Source organism: Veillonella tobetsuensis, from assembly GCF_001078375.1.
Taxonomy (GTDB): domain Bacteria; phylum Bacillota; class Negativicutes; order Veillonellales; family Veillonellaceae; genus Veillonella; species Veillonella tobetsuensis.
Window position 1 is genome coordinate 61,656 of record NZ_BBXI01000013.1, and the last position, 21,852, is coordinate 83,507.

The following is a 21,852-nucleotide window of genomic DNA, read 5'->3' on the forward strand; positions in this document are numbered from 1 at the left end:
TCATATATAAAACGTAAAAGAACTACCATAAGTTATTCCACTTACAGTAGTCCTTATTAATCTATTTTGCAGTTTGATCAATTACTAATCTACATATATCAGCTATAGAACTTCTCTTTTTCATACTTAAAACTCTAATTCGATTGTAGGCTTCATCCTCACTAATTTTATATAGATTCATAAGGATACCCGTTGCCTTTTGAATCAACTTACGTTCTTCCAGAGTCTTTTCTAGGTCTGCCATTTGTTGCCGTGATTCTGCTTCATCTAAAAAGCGGCCTCGTGCCATTTCTAATGTAGGAATTAATTGTTCCTCTCGAACCGGTTTTATAAGATATCCGTATACGCCAGACTCACGAGCCTTTGCTACCAAGTCCTGTTGGCTATAGCTTGTAAGAAGAACTACTGGTGCCAAATGATTGTATCCTATTTGGCGAGCCGCTTCTATGCCATCTAGCTCAGGCATTTTTACATCCATTAACACCGCATCAGGTTGTAAGTCCTTACACATCATAATAGCCTCTACACCATTACCGGCTTCCCCCACCACTTCATGTTGTTCGGACTCTAATATATCCCGTAAATCCATTCGTATAAGAGATTCATCATCGACTATCAAAATACGCATTCAATTCTCCTTATGAATATGAATTGTTACGACAACACCTATAGGACCATTTTCAATCGTCATAGTACCTTCTAATTCATGGGTCACCAGATTGTTTATGATTTGCATGCCCAAACGCTTGCTTTTAGCCATATTAAAATCTGATGGCAATCCTTTTCCTGAATCGGTAAAGACAATACGTATAGAGTCCTCTAAACTCGATACTTCCACGGAAATCAAACCATCTTCACCGGCTAATCCATGAATAATACTATTGGAAATTAGTTCATTAAATACGAGTGAAATATAGCTTGCTTGGTGAGATGAAATAATACAATCATCTCCATGATAACGAAATTCTACATGTTGATAACGCTCTACCATGCTTTGACGCAACAAGCGACAAAGCTCATCGTATATGGATCGTATAGAAATATAATCTTCATCATAGTGAGATACTAAATCATGTACTAAGGCCATACTCTCTATTCGAGAAATGCCTTCTTGTAATGCAGCTTTCACCTCTGGCAAATTAGAGCGTCTCGCTTCCATCCGTAATAAGCCAGCTACGGTTTGCAAATTATTCTTTACACGATGATGTATTTCTTTAATGATTGAGTTCTTAACAAGTAACTCTTGTTGCTGTTTACTTTCACGCGTACAATCGTGAAGAATCAAAAAACAACGACATTCATTACGACCCATAGCTATAGGAATCATATGCTGTCTGAGTACCATATTATGATAAATTTCTTCTGATACAAAGTCATTTCTATCTGTAAGCACACGATGAATAGCAGATATTTTTAAGGAACTACCAAAGATAGATGTGCCTACTAGACGACGATCAACGCCAACGATATCTGCTAGATGTAATGCTGTATCATTGCCATATAAAATAGTTCCATTCTGGTCAAAAATGATGAGCCCATCCAAATACGATATAGGCTCATACTCTTTAATTTGTTCATCTGTAGCAGTCAACATTAATCGTTGCATCGTATCAGCTACAATAAAACCTCGTTTACCCTCTGTTCCATTAGTAGGCGCCGTATAGGTGAAAGAAATACCACCAATAGTTTTACCACCATTATCGACAATGGGAAACAAATACTCAAATCCATTCTGCGTCGATTGTTGAATACACTCACCTGTATTTATGAGTTTTTTCCACATATTAGAGCCTTGTATACGAGATGTTACTAATGAATCTGCCACCTCGGAAATACACATCATTTCACAAGACGCATCATCCGTAATATATGTAAATAATACGATTTTATGCTTACTTACAGATTGACCAAAACGAATCATATGACTGATATGAACCAATAAAGAGGCCTGTAAACTTGATAAGCTTGTTTCCTTTACTAACTCATCATATATATGTACAGTCATATTATTTACCTTCTACCCAAGCCACAGTGCCAATAGGAACACTTGGCTTAGCATTTAGGTGTAGATCACAAAACTTACCGGCCTGTGCCATATAATAAGCACGACAACCAATCATGGCTGCATTATCAGTGGATAGAATTTTACCTGGCTTATAATAAGTAAAACCTTCTTCCTTACACATCGCTTCTAGTGCTACCTGCAAACCTTGATTCGCTGATACGCCACCAGCAATCGTTATGTTTGTTTCCCCCAATGTATGTGCTGCATCTTTTGTCTTATCCACAAGAACATCTACAATTGCCTTTTGAAAGGATGCCGCCACATCAGCTTGATGTATGTCTTCCCCCTTTTGCGATTTACTATTTAAGTAATTGAGAACTGCCGATTTTAAACCACTAAAACTAAATTCAAAATTTCCCGGTTCACTAAGCGCCTTTGGAAACTCAATAGCATTGGGATTTCCCTCTTTAGCAAGAGCATCTATATGAGGTCCTCCAGGATAGGGGAATCCCATAACACGAGCAATTTTATCAAAGGCTTCTCCCGCCGCATCATCTCGTGTTTGCCCGAGAATCTGGAATTCTTCATAGTCTTTCACATGAACTAACATAGTGTGCCCACCAGAAACAACAAGGCTTAAAAATGGTGGTTCTAGTGTGGGATTTGCTAAGAAATTAGCAAAAATATGACCCTCCATATGATGAACAGGCACCAACGGAATACCTGTAGCAAAAGATAGACCTTTCGCAGCGGCCACACCGACCAGTAAAGCCCCTACTAATCCAGGCCCATAGGTAACCCCTATATGATCGATATCCTCTAATTTTACATTAGCATCCTCTAAAGCTTGGTCAATCACAGGTATTACTTGTTCAATATGATGACGGGATGCAATTTCTGGCACTACACCACCAAATTTTCGATGGATTGGCACCTGACTTGATATGACATTAGAAAGTACTGTACGACCATCCTTGAGTACAGCTGCCGATGTTTCATCACAACTACTTTCTAATGCTAATGTGTATACACTCATTTTACTTCCTCTTTAACAAGGGACATGATGTACGCATCTTCTTTGGGCTCTGAATAATAATCCTTACGCATACCTTTTACAGTAAACCTTAATTGACGATATAAGGATAAAGCAGACAAATTAGACACACGTACCTCCAAAAAGATTTCATGCATGCCTCTTTTAAAACATTCCTCTATTAATGCACTCGTTAATGTAGCACCATAACCTTGTCGCCTAGCAGATGGCCGAATAGCAATATTCGTGATTTGACCCTCATCATAAACGAGCCAAGCCCCTGCATAGCCTGCGACACCGTCAGCATCCTCTATGACATAGTAAAGCTTCTTATCTTGATTAGATAATTCTGTTTCAATAGAATCTAAACTCCACGGCACAGAAAAGCATTCTGCTTCAATAGCAAAAATTTCCTTTCCATCCTCAATTGTAGCTCTCCGCACTATCATATTATTCTTCACCTGCCGCTTCAATTACCGTTACTGTAGGTTCTTCTTTCAAACGCAATGGATTATCCTTATGTTTTTCGTCCCACAGCACTTCAGCTTCAGATCTTCGAATATAGTGAGGCACCATAGTCATAGGGTCTGAACTTTGACCGTCTGCAATCATGGTGCGAGCACTCAATAATAAAGAACTAGCTCTAGGAATACGATAAATAGGATCAGAAATGATTAAATATCTATCACCCTCAACTAATGGTGCAATACGTTTAATCCCGTCACCTACAAAGACAACACGTTTCTGTTGACTCTGTAAACGATCGACTAGAGAGGCTGCTTCCACTACAAAAGGTTCTTCAATCATTGTTAGTTTACTGCCTTCATAGGTATAAAAAGCAGCATATACATGTTTTTTCTGTGCATCTATTACGGTGCAAATCATATCTGTAGTATACGGGATATTACGTGCTAAGCCATCCATAGTCATAACGCCATATAAAGGTATACGCAAAGCATAAGCCATTGCCTTTGCTGTCCCCATGCCAATTCGCAACCCCGTAAAGGAACCAGGACCACTCACCACAACAATCCCCCTTAAATCAGAATGCTTTATATTTGTCATTTCTAACAAGGTTTGAATATGAGGTACTAATTGCTCGGAGTGGGTCAAACCAGCTTGTATGGTAATTTCGCCGATAAGCTGGCTTTCATTCATAACAGCCACACTAGAAACGACTGAACTCGTTTCAATTCCCAACCACATATATACCTCCTATTTCCACTAATGTTTCATGATCTATCAAATCACTTTTTAATGTAATTGCTCTAGCATGTTCATCTATAGACACAATGCGAATCCATAGCGTTTCTTCAGGTAATTCATCACTAAATTTATCAGCCCACTCAACAATAGAGATTTGATCCTCTGTAAATTCATAAAAGCCTATATTTTCTAGTTCACTAACATCATCCATTCGATATAAATCAAAATGATATATTTCACCGGCCAAGGTCATATACGTGTTCATCAAAGAAAATGTGGGACTTGTAATTTCTTCTGTAACACCAAGCCCCTTTGCAATGCCTTGTGACATATGCGTCTTGCCAGTACCTAAATCGCCAACTAATGCCATACACAGTGGATTACCATTCTGTTTTACCCAATGTCCTAATCGTTCGCCAAAACATTGCGTATCTGCCACAGAATTTGTTTCTAATGTAACTTTATATTTACTCATGAAAATGATTATATCCTTTCGCTTCTAATAAGCGTATTTCTTTAGCCTTCGTCACCGATTGCACCACCGGTTCACCTTCAATAACTTCACCAATCAATGTAATAGAACCCAGGTTTTCCAGTGCTTGTGAAAGTTCCTTCGGAGCCGTAAATACAAGCTGAAAATCTTCGCCGCCTAACAAGGCATAATCAATTGGATTTGTTTGTAATGCTTCTGCTAGTTTATATGTTTCTTCATGTAAAGGGATACGTGTTTCATCTATGATAATTGACACTCGAGATGATTTTGCTATTTCATTAAGTTCACTACTTAAACCATCGCTAATATCATTCATGCTGTGAACACCTAATTCGCGTAATGTAATACCTAGCTCAATTTGTGGTTCTGGCCTTTGATGACCAATCCGCGTCATCGGATACCCGTCCAGATTATAGGATAATGAGCCAAGGCCAGTGGCTGCATAACCAATATAGTTCGTAACACCAACTACATCACCTGGTTGGGCCCCACTTCTAAGTACCGCTTTACCTTGAGGAATCTCCCCTATAATGGTGATAGTCCATACCATAGGGCCATCTATACTAACCGTATCACCACCGATTAAATTTACATGATAATGTTGGCATTGCTCTTTAACGCCTCTATAAATTTCTTCTAAGATCCGAGTATCAATATGCCCCGGTGAGGCAACAGATAATACAACTTGGCGTGGTATTCCCCCCATAGCCGCTATATCACTTAAATTTGCTGTCATTAAACGGTACCCAACATCATAAGGCATCATATACTGAAAGCTAAAATGAACGCCTTCTACCATCGTATCAGTACTTACCAGTTGCTCATATCCTTCAGTAACCTTATATACAGCACAATCATCCCCAATACCTTGAACAACTGTACTAGGGTCATATATTGTATCTGATTCAATGCTATGTATGAAGTTAAATTCACCGAGATTTTTTAGTTCCACTATATCACCTTTTTAATCTTTTATACTATATGTATTGTAACACATATAGGAATGCAATAAAAATCGACTCCTTTTACATAAGGAGTCGATTTAAAGCTTACTTTTTAATTAATTGTTCCATCCGTTTAATAGGATTCTTCGTATCGAAGGAACCAACTACTGGAACCTTTTTACCATCGCATACAAAGAGCACACCATTGATATTGTCAAAAGAAGTCAATGTATTTACGATAGCAGCCATTTGCAACTTAACGGTGAGCTCTCCACCTTTACCAGCAACAAAGGCTTTATTTACCTCTACTGAGGCAATGCTGTCTTTAACAGTAACAGAAGTAATCTCTATAGACTTATCAAAAATGGGATACTTTTGTTGACGATCCGCTTTTAACATAGCCAGTAATGCAGCCTTTGGTGTTACCTTATCAGCTGACATATCTACGGATTGTTGCTTTACACCCGTCCCGTCCTCTGTAGGAACGAAAAACACCATTTTTACAGATTCACTGGACGCTTTAGATGTTTCAGCATCTTTATTGACCTTAACAGATTGGCTTACATTTGTAGAACCTGTATTAGTCATTTGGTTTGTGGTACATCCCGCTGCAAAAGCAAGGATACCTATACAAGCAATCGCAGTGATTTGATTTCGAATATTCATCCTTAGCCTCCAAAGTAATTAGCAATACCAACAGCAATACGATTTGCAAAATCTTGTTCTGTTTGATCGCTTTTTAATGCACGTTCTTCATTAGGATTAGAAATAAAACCTAATTCTACAAGAATTGCAGGCATATTTGAATGTCTCAATACATACAAATTACCTTCTTGGATGCCTCGGTCACCATTAAAGCCTGGTACATTAGCAATTTGGCTTTGTACCTTTTGTGCTAAGCGAGCATCATTACCAGTCTTAGCATAGTAATAAGTAGCAATACCACCAACAGTTGGATTGTTAAAGGAGTTGATGTGAATACTTACAAAAGCATCAGAATTATGTGCATTAGCAATATTGACACGTGCCCCTAATTCATCCACACCACTCGCGTTAGGTCCATATACATCGACATCTGTTGTACGCGTCATGTATACTTTAGCACCACGAGCCTCTAAAGCAGATTTTAAATACTTAGAAATTGGAAGCGTTGCATTTTTCTCTTGGTATCCAGTTGGACCAATAGCCCCTGGATCACTCCCACCATGACCTGGGTCAATTGTAATAACCTTACCCGCTAATCCACCAGATGTAGAGTATTTACCAGACCCTTTACTACCAGCAATTCCTGTAGCAGGAGATGGTTTCTTACCATAATTGACAGGTTTTGGAGCCATACCTTTTTTCTGAACATCTACAACGATTCGATACGGTTTTTGATTAACTGTATCCTTCTTCAAAGAAAATACCTTTATATCACTTGTATCTAAAGCGGATGGAGTTTTAATGGTAACTGCCACGTCTTTGCCTACTTGTGAAAGCTGTGCTGAACTAGCAATGGACGAATCCATAATAATATTACTTTTTGCCATTTTCAACTTAGTATTCTTTAAAGTAACCGTTGTCGTTTTTCCATCTTTACTGATAGATGCAGCTGCTTTTACCGGAGCCGATAAATCCATAACCATACGTACATACGGTACTGGTGCATCAGTTCTCGTCACCCAACGAGCATCCTGTAAATTAGCAGCCTTTGCTTGGCTTAACAATAGCGGTAGAGCCATGAGAAAAGCAAAGCAAATTAGAAATAGTTTACGCAATACATTCACTCCTATCTAACTGACATTTATTTGTCCAAACCATAGTGATGAGCTAGCATCCCAAAACGCTACGACTCATACTTAGAATCTATCTATAAAATAATGATTGATTATAGATAGATTATTTCATACAAACATGAAGATATGTATACGGATTACACATATTTATCATCGTTCTGTAGAAATTTGCCATTCATTCCCATCCGTACTAATGTGAATACGTCCCATCGTATCTGTACGATAAATGGCGATATTGTGTTCATTCAAATGACGCAATGTTACATCATGAGGATGACCATACTTATTATATAACCCAGAAGAAATTAATGCACTCTCTGGTTTAACAGATTTTAGAAAATCTTCAGAACTGCTTGTGCGTGAACCGTGATGACCAACCTTTAAAATACGAGCAAATAGCTTACTATTTTGCTCCTTAATTAATCGTTTCTCCTCTTGTAGTTCAGCATCACCAGTAAATAACATAGAGAACTTACCAAAAATAAATTTACCAACAATAGAATTATTATTTAAATCTGGTTGTCCTTTTTTATCAACTAAAGTTTCATCCCATGGCGCATAAACTACAAATACTGCACCATGACCAAAATCAACAGTACTGCCCTTCTTTAAAGTAGTTCGTTGAATGTTCTTTTTCTCAATCCACTTCTCATATGTTTTATACATATTATTATCCACAGGAATGCCATCATCATATACATGTTCGATAGGCATTGATTTAGCAATCGCTAGAAAGCCTCCCATATGATCTGCATGTGGGTGTGTTATTATAACATTTTTAAGCTTCGTAACACCCATGTTTTTCAATTGACCCACAATATTTTCACGATGTTCAATATCGCCCATATCAATCATGCTATATTCGTCGCCTACCTTAATTAGTATTGCATCACCTTGACCAATATCGAGCATATAGATATCAACGTGACCATCTGCCGTTGTTTGATGCGTATCAATAGAGTATCCAGATTGAACCGATGATGAGACTGCCGTAGCCGCCTTTGATACATCACCAGAAGAACATCCTGCTATGGCAAACAGGGGCACTAAAAGAGTAATTAATAATACTAGAATTTGTTGTATTCTTTTCATATTACTATCCTTTCAGTAACTCCTGTAATACTACGCCTACATTCCGACTTACATCACTTGGCGTATAGCCCCAAGGTTTTTCTTCGCATAGAATATCTGCACTTCGACTATGTACATATACACCTAATAAGGCTGAAGATTGTAACGAATATCCTTGCGCTACAAAAGACGTAATAATACCGGTTAAACTATCACCCATTCCACCTGTGCCCATACCGGAATTTCCTTGTCCATTAATGTAAATCTCGCCAGTTGGAAATGCTACTAAACTCGGAATGCCTTTTAATACAAGTACCACATTATGGGCCGTTGCAAATTGAATAGCTAATTCCACATAATGTTTCTCAATATATGAAATAGATTTGTCGATAAGGCGACTAAATTCACCTAGATGAGGAGTCATAATACAGTCCTTAAACAGCATATCTGCCTCATAAGTAATGGGCTTGTCTTCATGAGTATACACATGTCCTATTGTACCAAGTGCATACAAGCCATCTGCATCGATAACCATATGTCCTACTTGCTGTTCTAAAATCGTATTAACAAGTTCTTTAGATTCCGCTGTGCGGCCTAGACCAGGTCCAATAGCAACTACATCATAGGTCTCTAAATTAATAGAGTTCTTCTCCTCTATTGGCAAGACCATTACCTCTGGTATGCACTTAGACTGTACAATAGATTGTACATTTTGTGGAACCGCTAAGGAAACCTTGCCAGCACCACTTTGAACTGCCGCTTCACCACTCATAATAGGTGCTCCAATCATAGAGGTTGAACCACCAATAATGAGAACGTTACCATTAACACCTTTATGTGACTGTGGCATACGATCACTGAGTTCTAATGATGCCAAACGGTCATACAAAACATAATGAGATGTGTTAAATGGTGCCTCTGATCCCAATGCTAACTCCCAAGGCACGCCCAAGGGTGCGATAATAACAGTACCCGCCAAGGATTTTCCAGGATATAATAATAATCCCTCCTTAATAGATCCAAAGGTTACTGTCGTATCATAAAATAATGTGTTATCAGAAGCCTGCCCCGTAGTGGCATCAACACCAGCCGGCACATCGATAGCCCACAAAGAAAATCCATGCTGATTGCGCTCCACATCAATATCATGTAGTACAGAGATTACAGGTTCTCTTAATTCACCTTGAAATCCTGTCCCCATCAATCCTTCTACAACAACGTGAACGCGAGACCAATCATTAAAACTTTCAAATGGGACAATATCAATCTGCATGGCCTGTACCATGGTAAGCTGTTTGTTAAATAATTCACTACCATGAGATTCATCGCCTACTAGCGCAATAGAAACGGGAATACCTTGTTCCATCAAATGACGGGCCGCCACAAGTCCATCAGCACCATTATTACCTACGCCACATACAAATAGAACCATTCCCGTAAATGGATCCTCGTGAAAGCGATTTCCTTCTACATCCACCAAGGCATCGGCAATACCTCGTCCTGCATTTTCCATGAGCAATTCCAAAGGCACATGTAAATGACGTGGTAAATAGGCATCGATATGTTGTGATGCTTCTCTCGTTAAACTATACATAGATTACCCCTTTAAAATAACTGTACTCATAGCATAATCTTTACAATGACTTATGGAAATAATAATCTTCGAAAGTCCTTGTGAATCTAATATCTCTCTAAATGGTCCTGTAATATATAGTTTCGGTGCACCTAAGTCGGTATGCCCCACCTCTATATCTTGCCAGGAACCATAACGTAAACCTGTGCCTAAAGCCTTTAAAAAGGCCTCTTTTGCCGCATAGATTCCCGCATAAGACTGATACATCCCTTTATGTTTACTTTCACAATAAGCAATTTCTTGTGATGTATAGACCCTTTTATGAAAGCGTTCTGATCGCTCTATGGCATGTTGAATACGATTTATTTCAATCAAATCCGTACCTAATCTCATCATCTAACCCCTTAAAAATTCGATTGTCTATTTATTTATTATACACAATTTGACTGTATTAATCATTGATGAACTGCATACATTAATAATTTATCAAACTGTAAATAGCAACATTATGACCTGCATTAACTGCTGCATACATCATATTATGGCGCATATCCATATCTTCAATTTCTAAGGCTTTGGGGAAAGGCGTAATTTTAGATACTGCACCATATTTATCAATGGTTACCACCGTAGATAAGGTAGCAAATATCGTACGACCATCATAGGCAAAAGCGCCATTATTATTAAAGTCATTATGATGGGCATCAATTTCTTTAGACTGTATTAATTCAAACTGGGGTGTATAATAGTTAATCCGTCTCATTGTCGCATTAACAGGTACAATGGAGACAAACTGTTTTTTCTTTATATCATACCCAAGATTAAATACCCGTTCCGGTATAGTAATCGTTTCACCAATAGTCATAGTATCAGCATCTATAGTGGTGATGCGGTGCCCATTAACCACGGCATTAGTGGTATATAACAAGTTAGTATCTGGGTTATAGGTAAGAGTATTCATATGTGCAAGTTCTGTAGAATTGCGAAAGCGATAAGTCCCTACAATATCAAAGGTCTTCGGATCTAATTCATATATGATTTGTCTTGAATTTTGAGAATTAATACAAGCCAATACAAATACATCTTTTTTTGAGTTATAGCAAAATCCTTGGCATTGATTAACAGAGCTATCAATTAGTATTTCTTTTAATAGTTTTAAATCAACCATTGTTTTAGTCTCTTCTTGTTGATGTAAAGTATATGTTGTTGGTATATAATCCATAATATGTTGTATATCCATAGTAACCTCTATCATCCTATGCAAGCCATATAAACAAAAAACAGGTGATAAGATTACTCTTATCACCTGTGCAAGCATTTCCGCTTGTATTTGGTGCCGGAGGTGGGACTTGAACCCACACGGTGTTACCCGCTTGATTTTGAGTCAAGTGCGTCTGCCATTCCGCCACTCCGGCATCTCGGAACATTTGTAATTATATAGGAATTACTAATGTCTGTCAACAAAAAATTTATATTTTTTCCAGAATATTTGTTACTGTATGCATTGCATCATCATCTTGTTGTTTCCAAGTCAAGGTTACACCTGTAATATAGCCCTTACGAGCGTATTCAACATCAGTAGGCACAGCCTCTTTTCCGCAATCTAAATCACCTGCCAACCAATAGTAATCTTGCCCTCTAGAATTAATACGAGCATCGATTATATTACTGTAGGTCTGTAGACCTTGGCTCACCATTTTGAAATGATCCCAATCACAAGTGCCACGCAATGGGAAATTAACATTTATTAAACCATCAAACTTGCCATTTACATAAATCTTTTCAATAAAATCATGAATAAATGGATGCATTTCATTACCACGCTCAGTAGAGTAACGTTCAACAGATAATGCGAGGCCAGGAATCCCATAAAAACAGCTTTCCATAGCGGCTGATACAGTTCCTGAATATAATACATCAGAACCTAAGTTAAAGCCATGATTAATACCAGAAATAACAAGATCAGGCATATCATCAGTTAATAAATAGCTAAGGCCAAATTTCATACAATCCGACGGAGTTCCTGTAAGTGCATAAAGGCGAGGATTTTCATCCTCGCCATTGTACGCATCTAGTTTTAAAGGAATCTCAGTCGTCAATGCATGGGATTTTGCACTTTGCTCAGTAGCTGGTGCTACAACGGTAATACGATAATATTGACTTAAATACGTCGCTAATTGGCGTAAGCCATCAGCTAAAATGCCATCATCGTTACACATTAATATATGCATATTCACTCCTACAGATTCTATTTTTTATTCTTATTCATATTGCCCATACGGGTTAATTTAACATCATCTAAGCCAACTGCTCTTGTATGCACCGTATGAGACCATTCCTTGTTATGACGACGGAACCAACCTAAAATATTTACTGGTACCCAAGAGTATACAAAAATAGGATATAGCAAATAATAAAACCAAATTTTAGGTGGTACCTTAATTTTTAACAATACAATAAGTGGGAACAAATATTGACCAATACCAATAATTTGCCATACAGACATCGGCATAATTTGATACAAAATATTTGTATAAATCGGCACATATGCATTGATATATGAAAATACCAAATATATTGTTGTTAACAACAAGAAATATGGCTGACTAACCTGTAAAATACCATCTAATATAACGATATTACCTTGCTTAATACCTGCTGCAAATAATTTAGGAATATAACGATCTGCGCAGTCAAATTGACCTTGTGCCCAACGTAAACGCTGTTTACAAGAAGCCATCATAGTCGTTACTTTTTCATCATACACAATGGCATCGTGAGCCCATGTAGTTTTAAGACCATGTGTTAATAGCTTCATAGAGAACTCCATATCCTCTGTTAAGCTTGTGCAATCCCAACCGTACTCTTTAATAATTGATGTGCGAATACACATACCTGTACCACCTAATGCAGTAGATAAGCCGATGCGGTATTTCGCCAAATGCCACATATGATTAACCATCCAGAACATGATAGAAAATGTACCGGCAACCCAAGAATCTGTTGGATTTTTAGAGTTTAAGTATCCTTGGATTACAGATTCACCTTTTTCTAAATGATCATTCATTTCTAGCATGAATTGTGGATGTACAAGATTATCGGCATCAAAGATAAGAAATGCATCATATTTCCTATCCATTTGTTCTACCCGATCAAACATCCAGCCCATGGCATAGCCTTTGCCGACCTCTTCTTTATTGAAACGCTCATGCACATTAGCACCTGCAGCACTAGCTACTTCAGCAGTTTTATCGGTACAATTATCAGCTACAACAAAAATATCATATAACTCATCTGGATAATCTAAACTTTTTAGATTTTTTACAAGTTCTCCAACAACCGCTTCTTCATTATGAGCACACACAACAACGGCAAATGAATTTTTCGGTGTATAGTTTTTATGAACTCTAGAACGCCACATGCCTATTACGGCAAGTACGAAATAATAAACCGTATAAATTACGATTATTACCTGCATAGGAATCAATATCAGATCCAGTAGGTAATCCATAAGACAAACCTCCACAGTCTATTTGCGCACTATATTTAACGCCGTATTAAACAGACCAAACAACACATATCCAGTAAAAATCATAACAGCCCATGTATGCCAATCATATACTAATGCACCGATAACGACAAGAGCTACCAATGCTACGGCAATCTTACTGATACGAACTGCACTATGCCCCTTAAAATCAGGATATTTAACTTCACTAACCATAAGAATACCAACGAGAATCATGGACACGAATAAAACAAACTGAGGCACTTGCACGCCACATAATACATAGGTAGCAGCTAAGCAACCGGCTGCTGGAATTGGTAGACCTTCAAAATAACCATGTACTTCATCAGTTTTAATATTAAAGCGGGCTAAGCGAAAAGCACCTAGTACAGAAAATGCTAACAAAGGTACATATCCAAGCCACCCTAATCCCTGTAAATCACTTATATATAGCATATAGGCTGGAGCAACACCAAAACCGACTACATCAGATAAAGAGTCTAATTCACGTCCCATAGGGCCCGCTACGCCTAATGCACGAGCTACACGGCCATCTAACCCATCCGCAAGTAGAGATAATAGTACACATATAGCAGCACAAAAGGTATTTCCTGTAGCAGATAATGTAATACCGATAACACCAAATGCTAGATTAGCACTGGTAAATAAATTTGGAATGATTGATTTATTCATGACGGAGCCTCCCGATAATTGTATCGCCACCAGTAATATGTTGACCTTTTTCGATACAAATTTCTACATTTTTATCCATGTAAATTTCAGTACATGAACCGAATTTAATCATACCATATAACTGACCACGTTCTAATACACTATCAAGATCTGTCCATGAAACGATACGTCGCGCTAATAATCCAGCAATTTGTGTTACAAGAACTTCTGTTTTATCGTTCTCTATGCAAATTGTATGACGTTCGTTTTCAAATCCCACATCTTCTTTAAAAGCAGGCAAAAAACTGCCCATCGTATAATGACGATATGTAATTTTACCTTCAATAGGCGCACGATTTGCATGCACATCAAAAACAGATAAAAAGATTGTTACCTTTTTACATTCTCGATGTAAATACAAGTCTTCATATACGTCTTCAATTTCCATTACCTTTCCATCAGCTGGAGATAAAATAGCATCCGGATCAGTTGGAATATTGCGTTTTGGATTTCTAAAAAAGTTCACAAAGAATAATGCCAAAATAAATGTAATAATTGCGATACTATAATGTCCAAAACACGCCGCTATAATCGTAATGAAGAGCATTACCCCGATTAAAGGAAATCCTTCTTTTATAATTGGTCCTGTAGGCACAACTTAACTCCCCTATTTATTCTTAATAACAGTCCACATAAATTTCGGTATGGCCAACATACGGCCAATACGTTTAGGTTCTAAATATAGTCTATATAACCATTCTAAACGATTTTTTTGCATCCACTGTGGTGCTCGTGGAATATTTCCAGCCAATACATCAAAAGACCCTCCTATACCAATGGCAACAACGCCTTGTAAAGAGGATAATTTTTCTGAAATCCATTGTTCTTGTTTTGGCACACCTAATGCAACAAATACAAGTTTAGCACCCGTATCTTCAATATTTTTAATAATACGGTGTTCCTCAGCTTCATCAAAGAAACCATCATGAATCCCCGCAATATTAATAGGCCCAAACATTTCTTGTAAATTAGAAACAGCTTGTTCTGCTACACCTGGTGCCGCACCTAAACAATATACAGGAATTTGCGTATCTGCAGCAACCTTAAACAATTCTTTAGTAACATCAACACCAGTAACACGTTCAGGTACTCTTTCCCCCATGCGCTCTGCAGCCCATAATATGCCAGCTCCATCGGGAACAACTAAACTAGCGGAATTCAAGATCCCGTGTAACACGGGATCCTGATTTGCTAGCATAACCATTTCAGCATTGGCAGTTGCTACAAGATGTAGCCCTGGTTGCTTTGTCAACTCTATAATTTTTGAAACTGCTTCGTCCATAGTGATGCAATCAATAGGGACAGATAATACCGAAATACGTTTACTCAAAGTAATACTCCATTATAAACCACTATAGTTAGGTGCTTCTACGGTGATACTTACATCATGTGGATGACTTTCTTTCAAGCCTGCTGCCGTAATTTGAATGAATTGAGTGTTTTCAATCATTTCTTTAATATCATGGCAACCACAGTATCCCATACTTGCACGTAACCCACCAACCATTTGGAAAATTGTATCTGCCAACATACCTTTATAAGGTACACGGCCTTCAATACCTTCAGGAACTAATTTCTTAGCTTCTGATTGGAAATAACGATCCTTACTACCAAGCTTCATAGCACCTAAGCTACCCATGCCACGGTAAACCTTATAGGAGCGACCTTGGTAAATAACTTGTTCCCCTGGGCTTTCATCAGTACCAGCAAGAATATTGCCCATCATTACAACATTAGCACCAGCTGCAATGGCTTTTGCAATATCGCCAGAGTATTTAATGCCCCCATCGGCAATAATAGGAATGCCATAACGTCTTGCCACTTGAGCAGACTCATAAACCGCAGTAATTTGAGGTACACCAATACCAGCAATAACGCGTGTTGTACAAATGGAACCAGGTCCAATGCCAATTTTAACAGCATCAGCACCAGCTTCAATAAGGGCCTCTGTACCAGCTGCAGTTGCCACATTACCAGCAATAACAGGAATATGTGGATATGCTTGCTTAATTTCTTTTAACGTACGCAATACACCAGCAGAATGGCCATGAGCTGTGTCAACAATGATAACATCTGCTTTAGCTGCTACAAGAGCATCTAAACGATCATACATATCCTTAGATACGCCGACTGCAGCACCAACTAAGAGGCGACCACTAGAATCTTTAGCAGAGTTAGGATATTTTGTAGCTTTTTCAATATCTTTAATTGTAATTAAACCTTTTAAATTCCCCTCTTTGTCAACTAATGGTAATTTTTCAATGCGATGTTGACTCAAAATGGATTTAGCCATCTCCAAGGAAGTCCCTTCTGGAGCTGTTACTAAGTTTTCCTTAGTCATACATTCGCCAATTTGACGGGTTAAATCAGTTTCAAAACGCATATCGCGATTTGTAATGATCCCTACTAGTTTACCATGTTCTGTAATAGGAACACCAGAAATTTTATATTTGTGCATCAATTCTTCTGCATCAGATAGAAGATTTTGAGGGCTAAGGAAAATCGGATCAACGATAACACCATGCTCAGAGCGTTTTACCGTATCAACTTCATGAGCTTGTTCCTCAATGGACATATTTTTATGGATAACACCCATACCGCCTTCACGAGCCATGGCAATAGCCATACGGGACTCAGTTACAGTATCCATACCAGAGCTAATCATTGGAATATTAAGTGTAATATCGCGTGTCAATTGTGTTTTCAAGTCTACTTGATATGGCAACACATCAGATGCAGCAGGTACCAATAACACATCATCAAAAGTTAATCCACGCATACCAAATTTATCGTCTCTCATTTATTTTTCCTTTCTCGTATAATAAAAAACAAAACTACGACCCTCACTAGCCCTCACGGGCTAGAGAGGATAATCGTAGCTTTCATTAGCGTTCAGACCGCAAAATGCCGCCTTCCATAAAATCATCTTTTTTCATATCTACAAAAATAACTTTTACCGCTTCTGCAGGTACGTTTACGATTTCTACAGTAGCTTTAGTGATTGCTTCACCTAATTGTTTTTTTTGTTCTTTTGTACGACCTTCTACAAGTTCAACATGAATTAATGGCATAGGGCACCTCCATAAATACAATAATATTGTTTTTTCTATTATACGAGAATAGGCCATTATATACAAGGGGAAAGCTAGATAAAACCTAGTATTATCACACCTTATATGATTATTAGCCTTACCTCTTAATTATACAATATTCTAAGAAATTTTTCACCAAATCTTTTTTCTAATTCCAATTTCATATACTTTTCTAATTGTTCGATGCCAAATTCACGGATATAGGACAGTACATCATTACGGGCTTGTACCAATATATCAATATCTTTAATAATATTAGCAATCCGTAAATCAGGCAGACCAGACTGGGCTAAACCAAACAATTGTCCAGAACCACGAAGCAATAAATCTTGTTCTGCCAATTCAAATCCATCATGCGTCGATTCCATTAGTCGCAATCGCTCTTGACTTACATCACCCTTTGAATCACTAACTAAGATACAATAGGCTTGTATATCGCCGCGACCAACGCGCCCCCGTAATTGGTGTAGCTGAGATAATCCAAACCGCTCCGCCCCTTCTATACACATAATCGTCGCATTAGGAACATTAACGCCAACCTCAATAACCGTGGTGGATACGAGTAATTGAATGTGCCCCTCATGAAAGGCTTGCATTACCTCATCTTTTTCTTTGGGATTCATGCGACCATGTACGAGCCCCACGTCAAAACTTTTATAAAAATAATCTTTTAGTTCTAAGAAAAGTTCTTCCGCTGCTTGTAAATCAAGCTTTTCAGACTCCTCTACTAGAGGACAAACTACATACACTTGATGTCCTATGGTCATTTCTTTACCGAAAAACACACGCAATCGCTCTTTATAAGAACTATCTACCACATATGTTTTTACCGGTTTACGCCCTGGTGGCATTTCTTTAATAATAGATACTGCTAAATCACCATAAACAGATAAGGTCATCGTCCTTGGTATAGGCGTAGCGGTCATAATTAGAACGTGTGGATATACACCTTTATGCTGTAATGCAGCACGCTGATTTACACCAAATCGATGTTGCTCGTCAATGATAACTAGTCCTAGATTTTTAAATTGTACCTTATCTTGAATGAGTGCATGGGTTCCAATTATCAGTTGAATCGTTCCATTTTGCAACTCCTCATAGATTCTATCTTTTTCTTTTTTAGATGTAGAACCTGTTAGTAAGGCAATATTAATTGGTAAATGTTTACAAAACTCAGTAATCCCTTCATAATGCTGTGTGGCCAGGATTTCTGTAGGCGCCATGATAACTGCTTGATACCCATTTTCTACGGCTTTCACCAGACTCAACGTGGCTACAACGGTCTTACCAGAGCCTACATCACCTTGTAATAAGCGTTGCATAGGCCGCTCATCTTGCATATCTTGTGAAATTTCAGATATAGCACGCTCCTGATCACCAGTTAACTGAAAGGGTAGATTTTCCTTACACTGTTCCATTAACACTCCATCAGGCTCCATCTTGGGTCCCACATGACATTGTTCCTTATTTCTAAGAAGTGCAAGTCCGGACTGCATGATAAATAGTTCTTCATAAGCTAATTGATATCGTGCTTTTTCATAGCTTTCACTACTAGAAGGAAAATGCATCTCTTTAAATGCATCATATCGATTCATAGTCATATGATTCGCTCTAATTTCAGGCGGCATAATCTCATCCATTGTGTGGTGTGCATCAAACCAATTACGAATAGAGGAACGCACAACATATTGCGATACCCCCTCTGCTAAAGGATAAATGGGTACAATTCCCGTATCAGGCATAGCATCGGTGCCAAGGTTTTCAATTTGCGGAGAATTCATCTGCATAGAGCCGTATTGGAATTCTGCCTTGCCGTACGCATAGAGGTGTTGCCCTTTTTTGTAAAAGTTCTTTTTATAGCCTTGATTAAATAAAACAATTTTCATAGGCCCTGTACCATCAGTAATGGTAATATCTAATATAGATAGACGTGGACGAGGTTTTTTCTCCATAATGGATACGACTGTCCCCACAACACCGGCAGTAACCCCATTTTCTAACTCTTTAATAGAAAAAATCTTTCGTCTATCCTCATAGGAACGTGGAAAATAAACCAACAAATTTGATACATTGTTGATGCCTAATTTATGAAGTTGTTTTTCTCGACCAGGACCAATCCCTTTAATAGAGGTCAAAGCTTCGTTTATCATAATGCCTCACATATAAAATAGTTATGTATATAATGAATCTATATCCATTTTTATAAATCTATTGCCATAGCTCATACATTTCGACTACAATATTAGCTATAGTATACCAAATATTGTAGTATATTTCATAAAATCTCAATGTATGTAGTAAAAACACTTGCTTAAACCTTGTCTTTATGATAATATACTTTTGTTATGTTATAGATTAAGCTTGGAGGTGGAAACTATGGCAAACCTTTGCGAAGTATGTGGCAAATCCACATCTAGCGGTATGAACGTGAGTCATTCTCACATTCGCACAAGAAAAACTTGGAAACCGAACATTCAAAGAGTACGGGCGGTTGTAGACGGTGCTACAAAAAAAGTAAATGTATGCACACGCTGCCTTCGTTCTAATAAAATTACACGCGCGTAAAATAAATAGTACATGTACTCTTAAACAAAAAGACCGTTACCAAATGGTAACGGTCTTTTTGTTTATCATCACAAGGTAATATTAGGAATATAAAAATCTTTAAAAAGTTTAATAGCATATTGATCTGTCAAACCAGCTACATAATCAACAATATCAACGGTAGAGTATATGCCATTTCGTTCCACATAGGTTTCTATATCACTAGGATACTCCATAAAGTGAATGAATAAATTTTTCACTACATGAGCAGCCTTTTTACGATCTGGAATCAATGCGGGCGCTAAATATACATTTTTGAACATAAATTGCCTAAATATATTCATAGTCCCTTCAATATCTGGAGACATGCGAATTTCTGGTTTGTCTAACGATTGTTCAACCATATCTTTCACCATGGCAGTAATCATGCTAGATGGGGTATCACCAAAATACAATCGCACCTCATCAGGCAAATCCTTCGCCTCTAACATTCCAGCTCGTTGTGCATCATCGTAGTCATGACATAAGTAAGCAATACGGTCTACAATACGAATAATCTGCCCTTCCAATGTGGTCGGCATAGTCGGCCCCGTATGGCCTAAAATACCATCACGAACTTCTTTCGTTAAATTAAGCCCTTGACGATTGCCATGTTTCTCTAACACTTCAACCATACGTAAACTCTGTTCATTATGATTGAAATGACCTACCAAGTCACGCAAAGCATATTCACCGACATGACCAAAAGGAGTATGGCCCACATCATGCCCCATAGCAATAGCTTCTACTAAATCTTCATTCAGTCTAAGAGCACGTGCTACAGTACGTCCTATTTGTCCTACTTCAAGAGTATGTGTCATTCTCGTTCTATAATGATCCCCCGGTGCAATATATACTTGTGTTTTATGTTTTAAACGACGAAAACATTTGCTATGTATAATTCTATCTCGATCGCGCTGAAACGCCGTACGCAGTGGATCTGGTTCCTCATCTATATCTCGTAATGCAGCACTACTTCTAGCTGCATACGAGGATAATAGCAAATCCTCCCGTTCTTCTATATGTTCTCTAATATTCATAATTCCTCTTCATCAATATTGTAAATACCATGGTATTTGATAATAGGGAAGGCTTGCGCCTCCCCTATTTATTTCCCTTCAGACATACGATTTTTGTCTACTAATTGCATAACAAGAGATGCTGTTTCTTCAATAGATTTATTTGAAACATCAAGTACTTGACAATGTAGACGACGCATAATAGCCTTAGCATACTCTAATTCAGAATTAATACGCTCAATAGAAGCATAATTAGCTTCATCCTCTAGGCCGATTGCACGTAAACGTTCGCTGCGGATATTATTCAATTTATATGGGTCAATGATTAAGCCTACTATTTTTTTAGATGGAATTTTAAATAATTCCTCAGGCAACGGCACCTCTGGTACCAATGGTAAGTTGGCAGCCTTAATTTTTTTATATGCTAAAAACATAGATAATGGTGTTTTACTTGTACGAGAAACACCGATGATAACAATATCGGCCTTTTCAAAACCAGAAGGATTCTTACCATCATCATATTTTACAGCAAACTCAATAGCTTCTACCTTTTTGAAATACTCTTGATCTAATTTATGAACCATACCAGCAGTCATACGTGGCTTAGTAGATGCTACTGTACCTACCGCATCTAGTACAGGCCCCATAATATCAACAGCAGGGATATTATTTTCTGCTGCTTTTTCATGTAAATAACTGCGCAAAGAACTAGAGACAATTGGGCTCTATAATAAATGTTGGGGTGACACCACTACGGTGTCACTTCCAACATTATTTTTTTGCAAAAAATAAGCATATAAGGCTCACATGCTTTA

The 21,852-nt window shown here is 37.9% G+C and carries 23 protein-coding genes, 1 tRNA gene and 1 pseudogene; 1 reads left to right on the plus strand and 24 read right to left on the minus strand.

What is annotated here, in order from left to right; genetic code table 11:
* Positions 1 to 61: 61 nt before the first annotated feature.
* The 22 genes from VEI_RS05280 to recG form a co-directional block, all read right to left on the minus strand.
* The gene (locus tag VEI_RS05280; RefSeq protein ID WP_059362851.1) at positions 62 to 628 is read right to left on the minus strand and encodes an ANTAR domain-containing response regulator; all 567 of its coding nucleotides are present in this window, start codon (positions 626 to 628) and stop codon (positions 62 to 64) included.
* Positions 629 to 2,005 carry a sensor histidine kinase gene (locus tag VEI_RS05285; protein WP_059362854.1) on the minus strand — a complete coding sequence of 459 codons (1,377 nt, stop codon included), beginning with the start codon at positions 2,003 to 2,005 and terminating at the stop codon, positions 629 to 631. It abuts the gene before it with no gap.
* Position 2,006: 1 nt separating this feature from the next.
* On the minus strand, positions 2,007 to 3,041 hold the full coding sequence (tsaD, locus tag VEI_RS05290; protein WP_059362857.1) for a tRNA (adenosine(37)-N6)-threonylcarbamoyltransferase complex transferase subunit TsaD: 1,035 nt from the start codon (positions 3,039 to 3,041) through the stop codon (positions 2,007 to 2,009).
* Positions 3,038 to 3,487: a ribosomal protein S18-alanine N-acetyltransferase gene (gene rimI / locus VEI_RS05295; protein WP_059362860.1), complete on the minus strand. Its 450-nt coding sequence runs from the start codon at positions 3,485 to 3,487 to the stop codon at positions 3,038 to 3,040. Before rimI ends, tsaD begins: the two co-directional genes overlap by 4 nt.
* Position 3,488: 1 nt before the next feature.
* Complete coding sequence (gene tsaB, locus VEI_RS05300) at positions 3,489 to 4,244, minus strand: tRNA (adenosine(37)-N6)-threonylcarbamoyltransferase complex dimerization subunit type 1 TsaB (protein WP_059362862.1); 756 nt, start codon at positions 4,242 to 4,244, stop codon at positions 3,489 to 3,491.
* A complete protein-coding gene (tsaE, locus tag VEI_RS05305) occupies positions 4,228 to 4,719 on the minus strand; it encodes a tRNA (adenosine(37)-N6)-threonylcarbamoyltransferase complex ATPase subunit type 1 TsaE (protein ID WP_059362865.1) in 492 nt (163 codons plus the stop codon). The genes tsaB and tsaE overlap by 17 nt, the downstream gene beginning before the upstream one ends.
* Positions 4,712 to 5,689 (minus strand): thiamine-phosphate kinase, encoded by a 978-nt coding sequence (gene thiL / locus VEI_RS05310; RefSeq protein WP_059362868.1) that lies wholly within the window; start codon positions 5,687 to 5,689, stop codon positions 4,712 to 4,714. Before thiL ends, tsaE begins: the two co-directional genes overlap by 8 nt.
* A gap of 97 nt (positions 5,690 to 5,786) precedes the next feature.
* The gene (locus VEI_RS05315) at positions 5,787 to 6,347 is read right to left on the minus strand and encodes a GerMN domain-containing protein (RefSeq protein ID WP_059362871.1); all 561 of its coding nucleotides are present in this window, start codon (positions 6,345 to 6,347) and stop codon (positions 5,787 to 5,789) included.
* Positions 6,348 to 6,349: 2 nt separating this feature from the next.
* The gene (locus tag VEI_RS05320) at positions 6,350 to 7,441 is read right to left on the minus strand and encodes an N-acetylmuramoyl-L-alanine amidase family protein (RefSeq protein WP_059362874.1); all 1,092 of its coding nucleotides are present in this window, start codon (positions 7,439 to 7,441) and stop codon (positions 6,350 to 6,352) included.
* Between the two features lie 168 nt (positions 7,442 to 7,609).
* Positions 7,610 to 8,551 (minus strand): ComEC/Rec2 family competence protein, encoded by a 942-nt coding sequence (locus VEI_RS05325; protein WP_059362876.1) that lies wholly within the window; start codon positions 8,549 to 8,551, stop codon positions 7,610 to 7,612.
* Between the two features lie 4 nt (positions 8,552 to 8,555).
* Complete coding sequence (locus VEI_RS05330) at positions 8,556 to 10,124, minus strand: bifunctional ADP-dependent NAD(P)H-hydrate dehydratase/NAD(P)H-hydrate epimerase (RefSeq protein WP_059362878.1); 1,569 nt, start codon at positions 10,122 to 10,124, stop codon at positions 8,556 to 8,558.
* Positions 10,125 to 10,127: 3 nt separating this feature from the next.
* On the minus strand, positions 10,128 to 10,496 hold the full coding sequence (acpS, locus tag VEI_RS05335) for a holo-ACP synthase (RefSeq protein WP_059362883.1): 369 nt from the start codon (positions 10,494 to 10,496) through the stop codon (positions 10,128 to 10,130).
* 82 nt (positions 10,497 to 10,578) lie between these two features.
* Positions 10,579 to 11,343: a hypothetical protein gene (locus tag VEI_RS05340; protein ID WP_059362886.1), complete on the minus strand. Its 765-nt coding sequence runs from the start codon at positions 11,341 to 11,343 to the stop codon at positions 10,579 to 10,581.
* A 91-nt stretch (positions 11,344 to 11,434) separates the two neighbouring features.
* A tRNA-Leu gene (locus tag VEI_RS05345) sits at positions 11,435 to 11,518 on the minus strand.
* Positions 11,519 to 11,572: 54 nt separating this feature from the next.
* Positions 11,573 to 12,334 carry a 5'/3'-nucleotidase SurE gene (gene surE, locus VEI_RS05350; protein WP_059362889.1) on the minus strand — a complete coding sequence of 254 codons (762 nt, stop codon included), beginning with the start codon at positions 12,332 to 12,334 and terminating at the stop codon, positions 11,573 to 11,575.
* A gap of 17 nt (positions 12,335 to 12,351) precedes the next feature.
* Positions 12,352 to 13,614, minus strand: coding sequence for a glycosyltransferase family 2 protein (locus VEI_RS05355; protein WP_059362894.1), 1,263 nt, complete (start codon positions 13,612 to 13,614; stop codon positions 12,352 to 12,354).
* 18 nt (positions 13,615 to 13,632) lie between these two features.
* Positions 13,633 to 14,304, minus strand: coding sequence for a CDP-diacylglycerol--serine O-phosphatidyltransferase (pssA, locus tag VEI_RS05360; RefSeq protein ID WP_059362898.1), 672 nt, complete (start codon positions 14,302 to 14,304; stop codon positions 13,633 to 13,635).
* Entirely contained in the window at positions 14,297 to 14,938 is a 642-nt protein-coding gene (locus tag VEI_RS05365; RefSeq protein WP_071824898.1) for a phosphatidylserine decarboxylase family protein, read from the minus strand. Before VEI_RS05365 ends, pssA begins: the two co-directional genes overlap by 8 nt.
* Positions 14,939 to 14,950: 12 nt before the next feature.
* Complete coding sequence (locus VEI_RS05370; RefSeq protein ID WP_059362901.1) at positions 14,951 to 15,673, minus strand: WecB/TagA/CpsF family glycosyltransferase; 723 nt, start codon at positions 15,671 to 15,673, stop codon at positions 14,951 to 14,953.
* A gap of 12 nt (positions 15,674 to 15,685) precedes the next feature.
* Positions 15,686 to 17,143 (minus strand): IMP dehydrogenase, encoded by a 1,458-nt coding sequence (gene guaB / locus VEI_RS05375; protein ID WP_059362905.1) that lies wholly within the window; start codon positions 17,141 to 17,143, stop codon positions 15,686 to 15,688.
* Positions 17,144 to 17,228: 85 nt separating this feature from the next.
* On the minus strand, positions 17,229 to 17,414 hold the full coding sequence (locus VEI_RS05380) for a 4-oxalocrotonate tautomerase (protein ID WP_059362912.1): 186 nt from the start codon (positions 17,412 to 17,414) through the stop codon (positions 17,229 to 17,231).
* A gap of 125 nt (positions 17,415 to 17,539) precedes the next feature.
* Positions 17,540 to 19,582: an ATP-dependent DNA helicase RecG gene (gene recG, locus VEI_RS05385; RefSeq protein ID WP_059362931.1), complete on the minus strand. Its 2,043-nt coding sequence runs from the start codon at positions 19,580 to 19,582 to the stop codon at positions 17,540 to 17,542.
* A gap of 229 nt (positions 19,583 to 19,811) precedes the next feature.
* On the opposite strand from recG, the gene rpmB reads away from it, so the two are divergent.
* The gene (rpmB, locus tag VEI_RS05390) at positions 19,812 to 20,000 is read left to right on the plus strand and encodes a 50S ribosomal protein L28 (protein ID WP_005386334.1); all 189 of its coding nucleotides are present in this window, start codon (positions 19,812 to 19,814) and stop codon (positions 19,998 to 20,000) included.
* 68 nt (positions 20,001 to 20,068) lie between these two features.
* Here the strand turns inward: rpmB and VEI_RS05395 are convergent, their stop codons facing one another.
* Together VEI_RS05395 and VEI_RS05400 are read right to left on the minus strand one after the other, a co-directional pair.
* A complete protein-coding gene (locus VEI_RS05395; protein WP_059362915.1) occupies positions 20,069 to 21,058 on the minus strand; it encodes a deoxyguanosinetriphosphate triphosphohydrolase in 990 nt (329 codons plus the stop codon).
* 68 nt (positions 21,059 to 21,126) lie between these two features.
* Positions 21,127 to 21,756: pseudogene (locus tag VEI_RS05400) on the minus strand (pyruvate, water dikinase regulatory protein); the annotation flags it as partial.
* Positions 21,757 to 21,852 lie beyond the last annotated feature (96 nt).

Bases quoted from the DNA above. Each gene is read 5' to 3' on its own strand.
- VEI_RS05280 (WP_059362851.1), bottom strand. From the start codon at position 628: ATGCGTATTTTGATAGTCGATGATGAATCTCTTATACGAATGGATTTA.
- VEI_RS05285 (WP_059362854.1), bottom strand. From the start codon at position 2,005: ATGACTGTACATATATATGATGAGTTAGTAAAGGAAACAAGCTTATCA.
- tsaD (WP_059362857.1), bottom strand. From the start codon at position 3,041: ATGAGTGTATACACATTAGCATTAGAAAGTAGTTGTGATGAAACATCG.
- rimI (WP_059362860.1), bottom strand. From the start codon at position 3,487: ATGATAGTGCGGAGAGCTACAATTGAGGATGGAAAGGAAATTTTTGCT.
- tsaB (WP_059362862.1), bottom strand. From the start codon at position 4,244: ATGTGGTTGGGAATTGAAACGAGTTCAGTCGTTTCTAGTGTGGCTGTT.
- tsaE (WP_059362865.1), bottom strand. From the start codon at position 4,719: ATGAGTAAATATAAAGTTACATTAGAAACAAATTCTGTGGCAGATACG.
- VEI_RS05315 (WP_059362871.1), bottom strand. From the start codon at position 6,347: ATGAATATTCGAAATCAAATCACTGCGATTGCTTGTATAGGTATCCTT.
- VEI_RS05325 (WP_059362876.1), bottom strand. From the start codon at position 8,551: ATGAAAAGAATACAACAAATTCTAGTATTATTAATTACTCTTTTAGTG.
- VEI_RS05330 (WP_059362878.1), bottom strand. From the start codon at position 10,124: ATGTATAGTTTAACGAGAGAAGCATCACAACATATCGATGCCTATTTA.
- acpS (WP_059362883.1), bottom strand. From the start codon at position 10,496: ATGAGATTAGGTACGGATTTGATTGAAATAAATCGTATTCAACATGCC.
- VEI_RS05340 (WP_059362886.1), bottom strand. From the start codon at position 11,343: ATGGATATACAACATATTATGGATTATATACCAACAACATATACTTTA.
- surE (WP_059362889.1), bottom strand. From the start codon at position 12,334: ATGCATATATTAATGTGTAACGATGATGGCATTTTAGCTGATGGCTTA.
- VEI_RS05355 (WP_059362894.1), bottom strand. From the start codon at position 13,614: ATGGATTACCTACTGGATCTGATATTGATTCCTATGCAGGTAATAATC.
- pssA (WP_059362898.1), bottom strand. From the start codon at position 14,304: ATGAATAAATCAATCATTCCAAATTTATTTACCAGTGCTAATCTAGCA.
- guaB (WP_059362905.1), bottom strand. From the start codon at position 17,143: ATGAGAGACGATAAATTTGGTATGCGTGGATTAACTTTTGATGATGTG.
- VEI_RS05380 (WP_059362912.1), bottom strand. From the start codon at position 17,414: ATGCCATTAATTCATGTTGAACTTGTAGAAGGTCGTACAAAAGAACAA.
- rpmB (WP_005386334.1), top strand. From the start codon at position 19,812: ATGGCAAACCTTTGCGAAGTATGTGGCAAATCCACATCTAGCGGTATG.
- VEI_RS05395 (WP_059362915.1), bottom strand. From the start codon at position 21,058: ATGAATATTAGAGAACATATAGAAGAACGGGAGGATTTGCTATTATCC.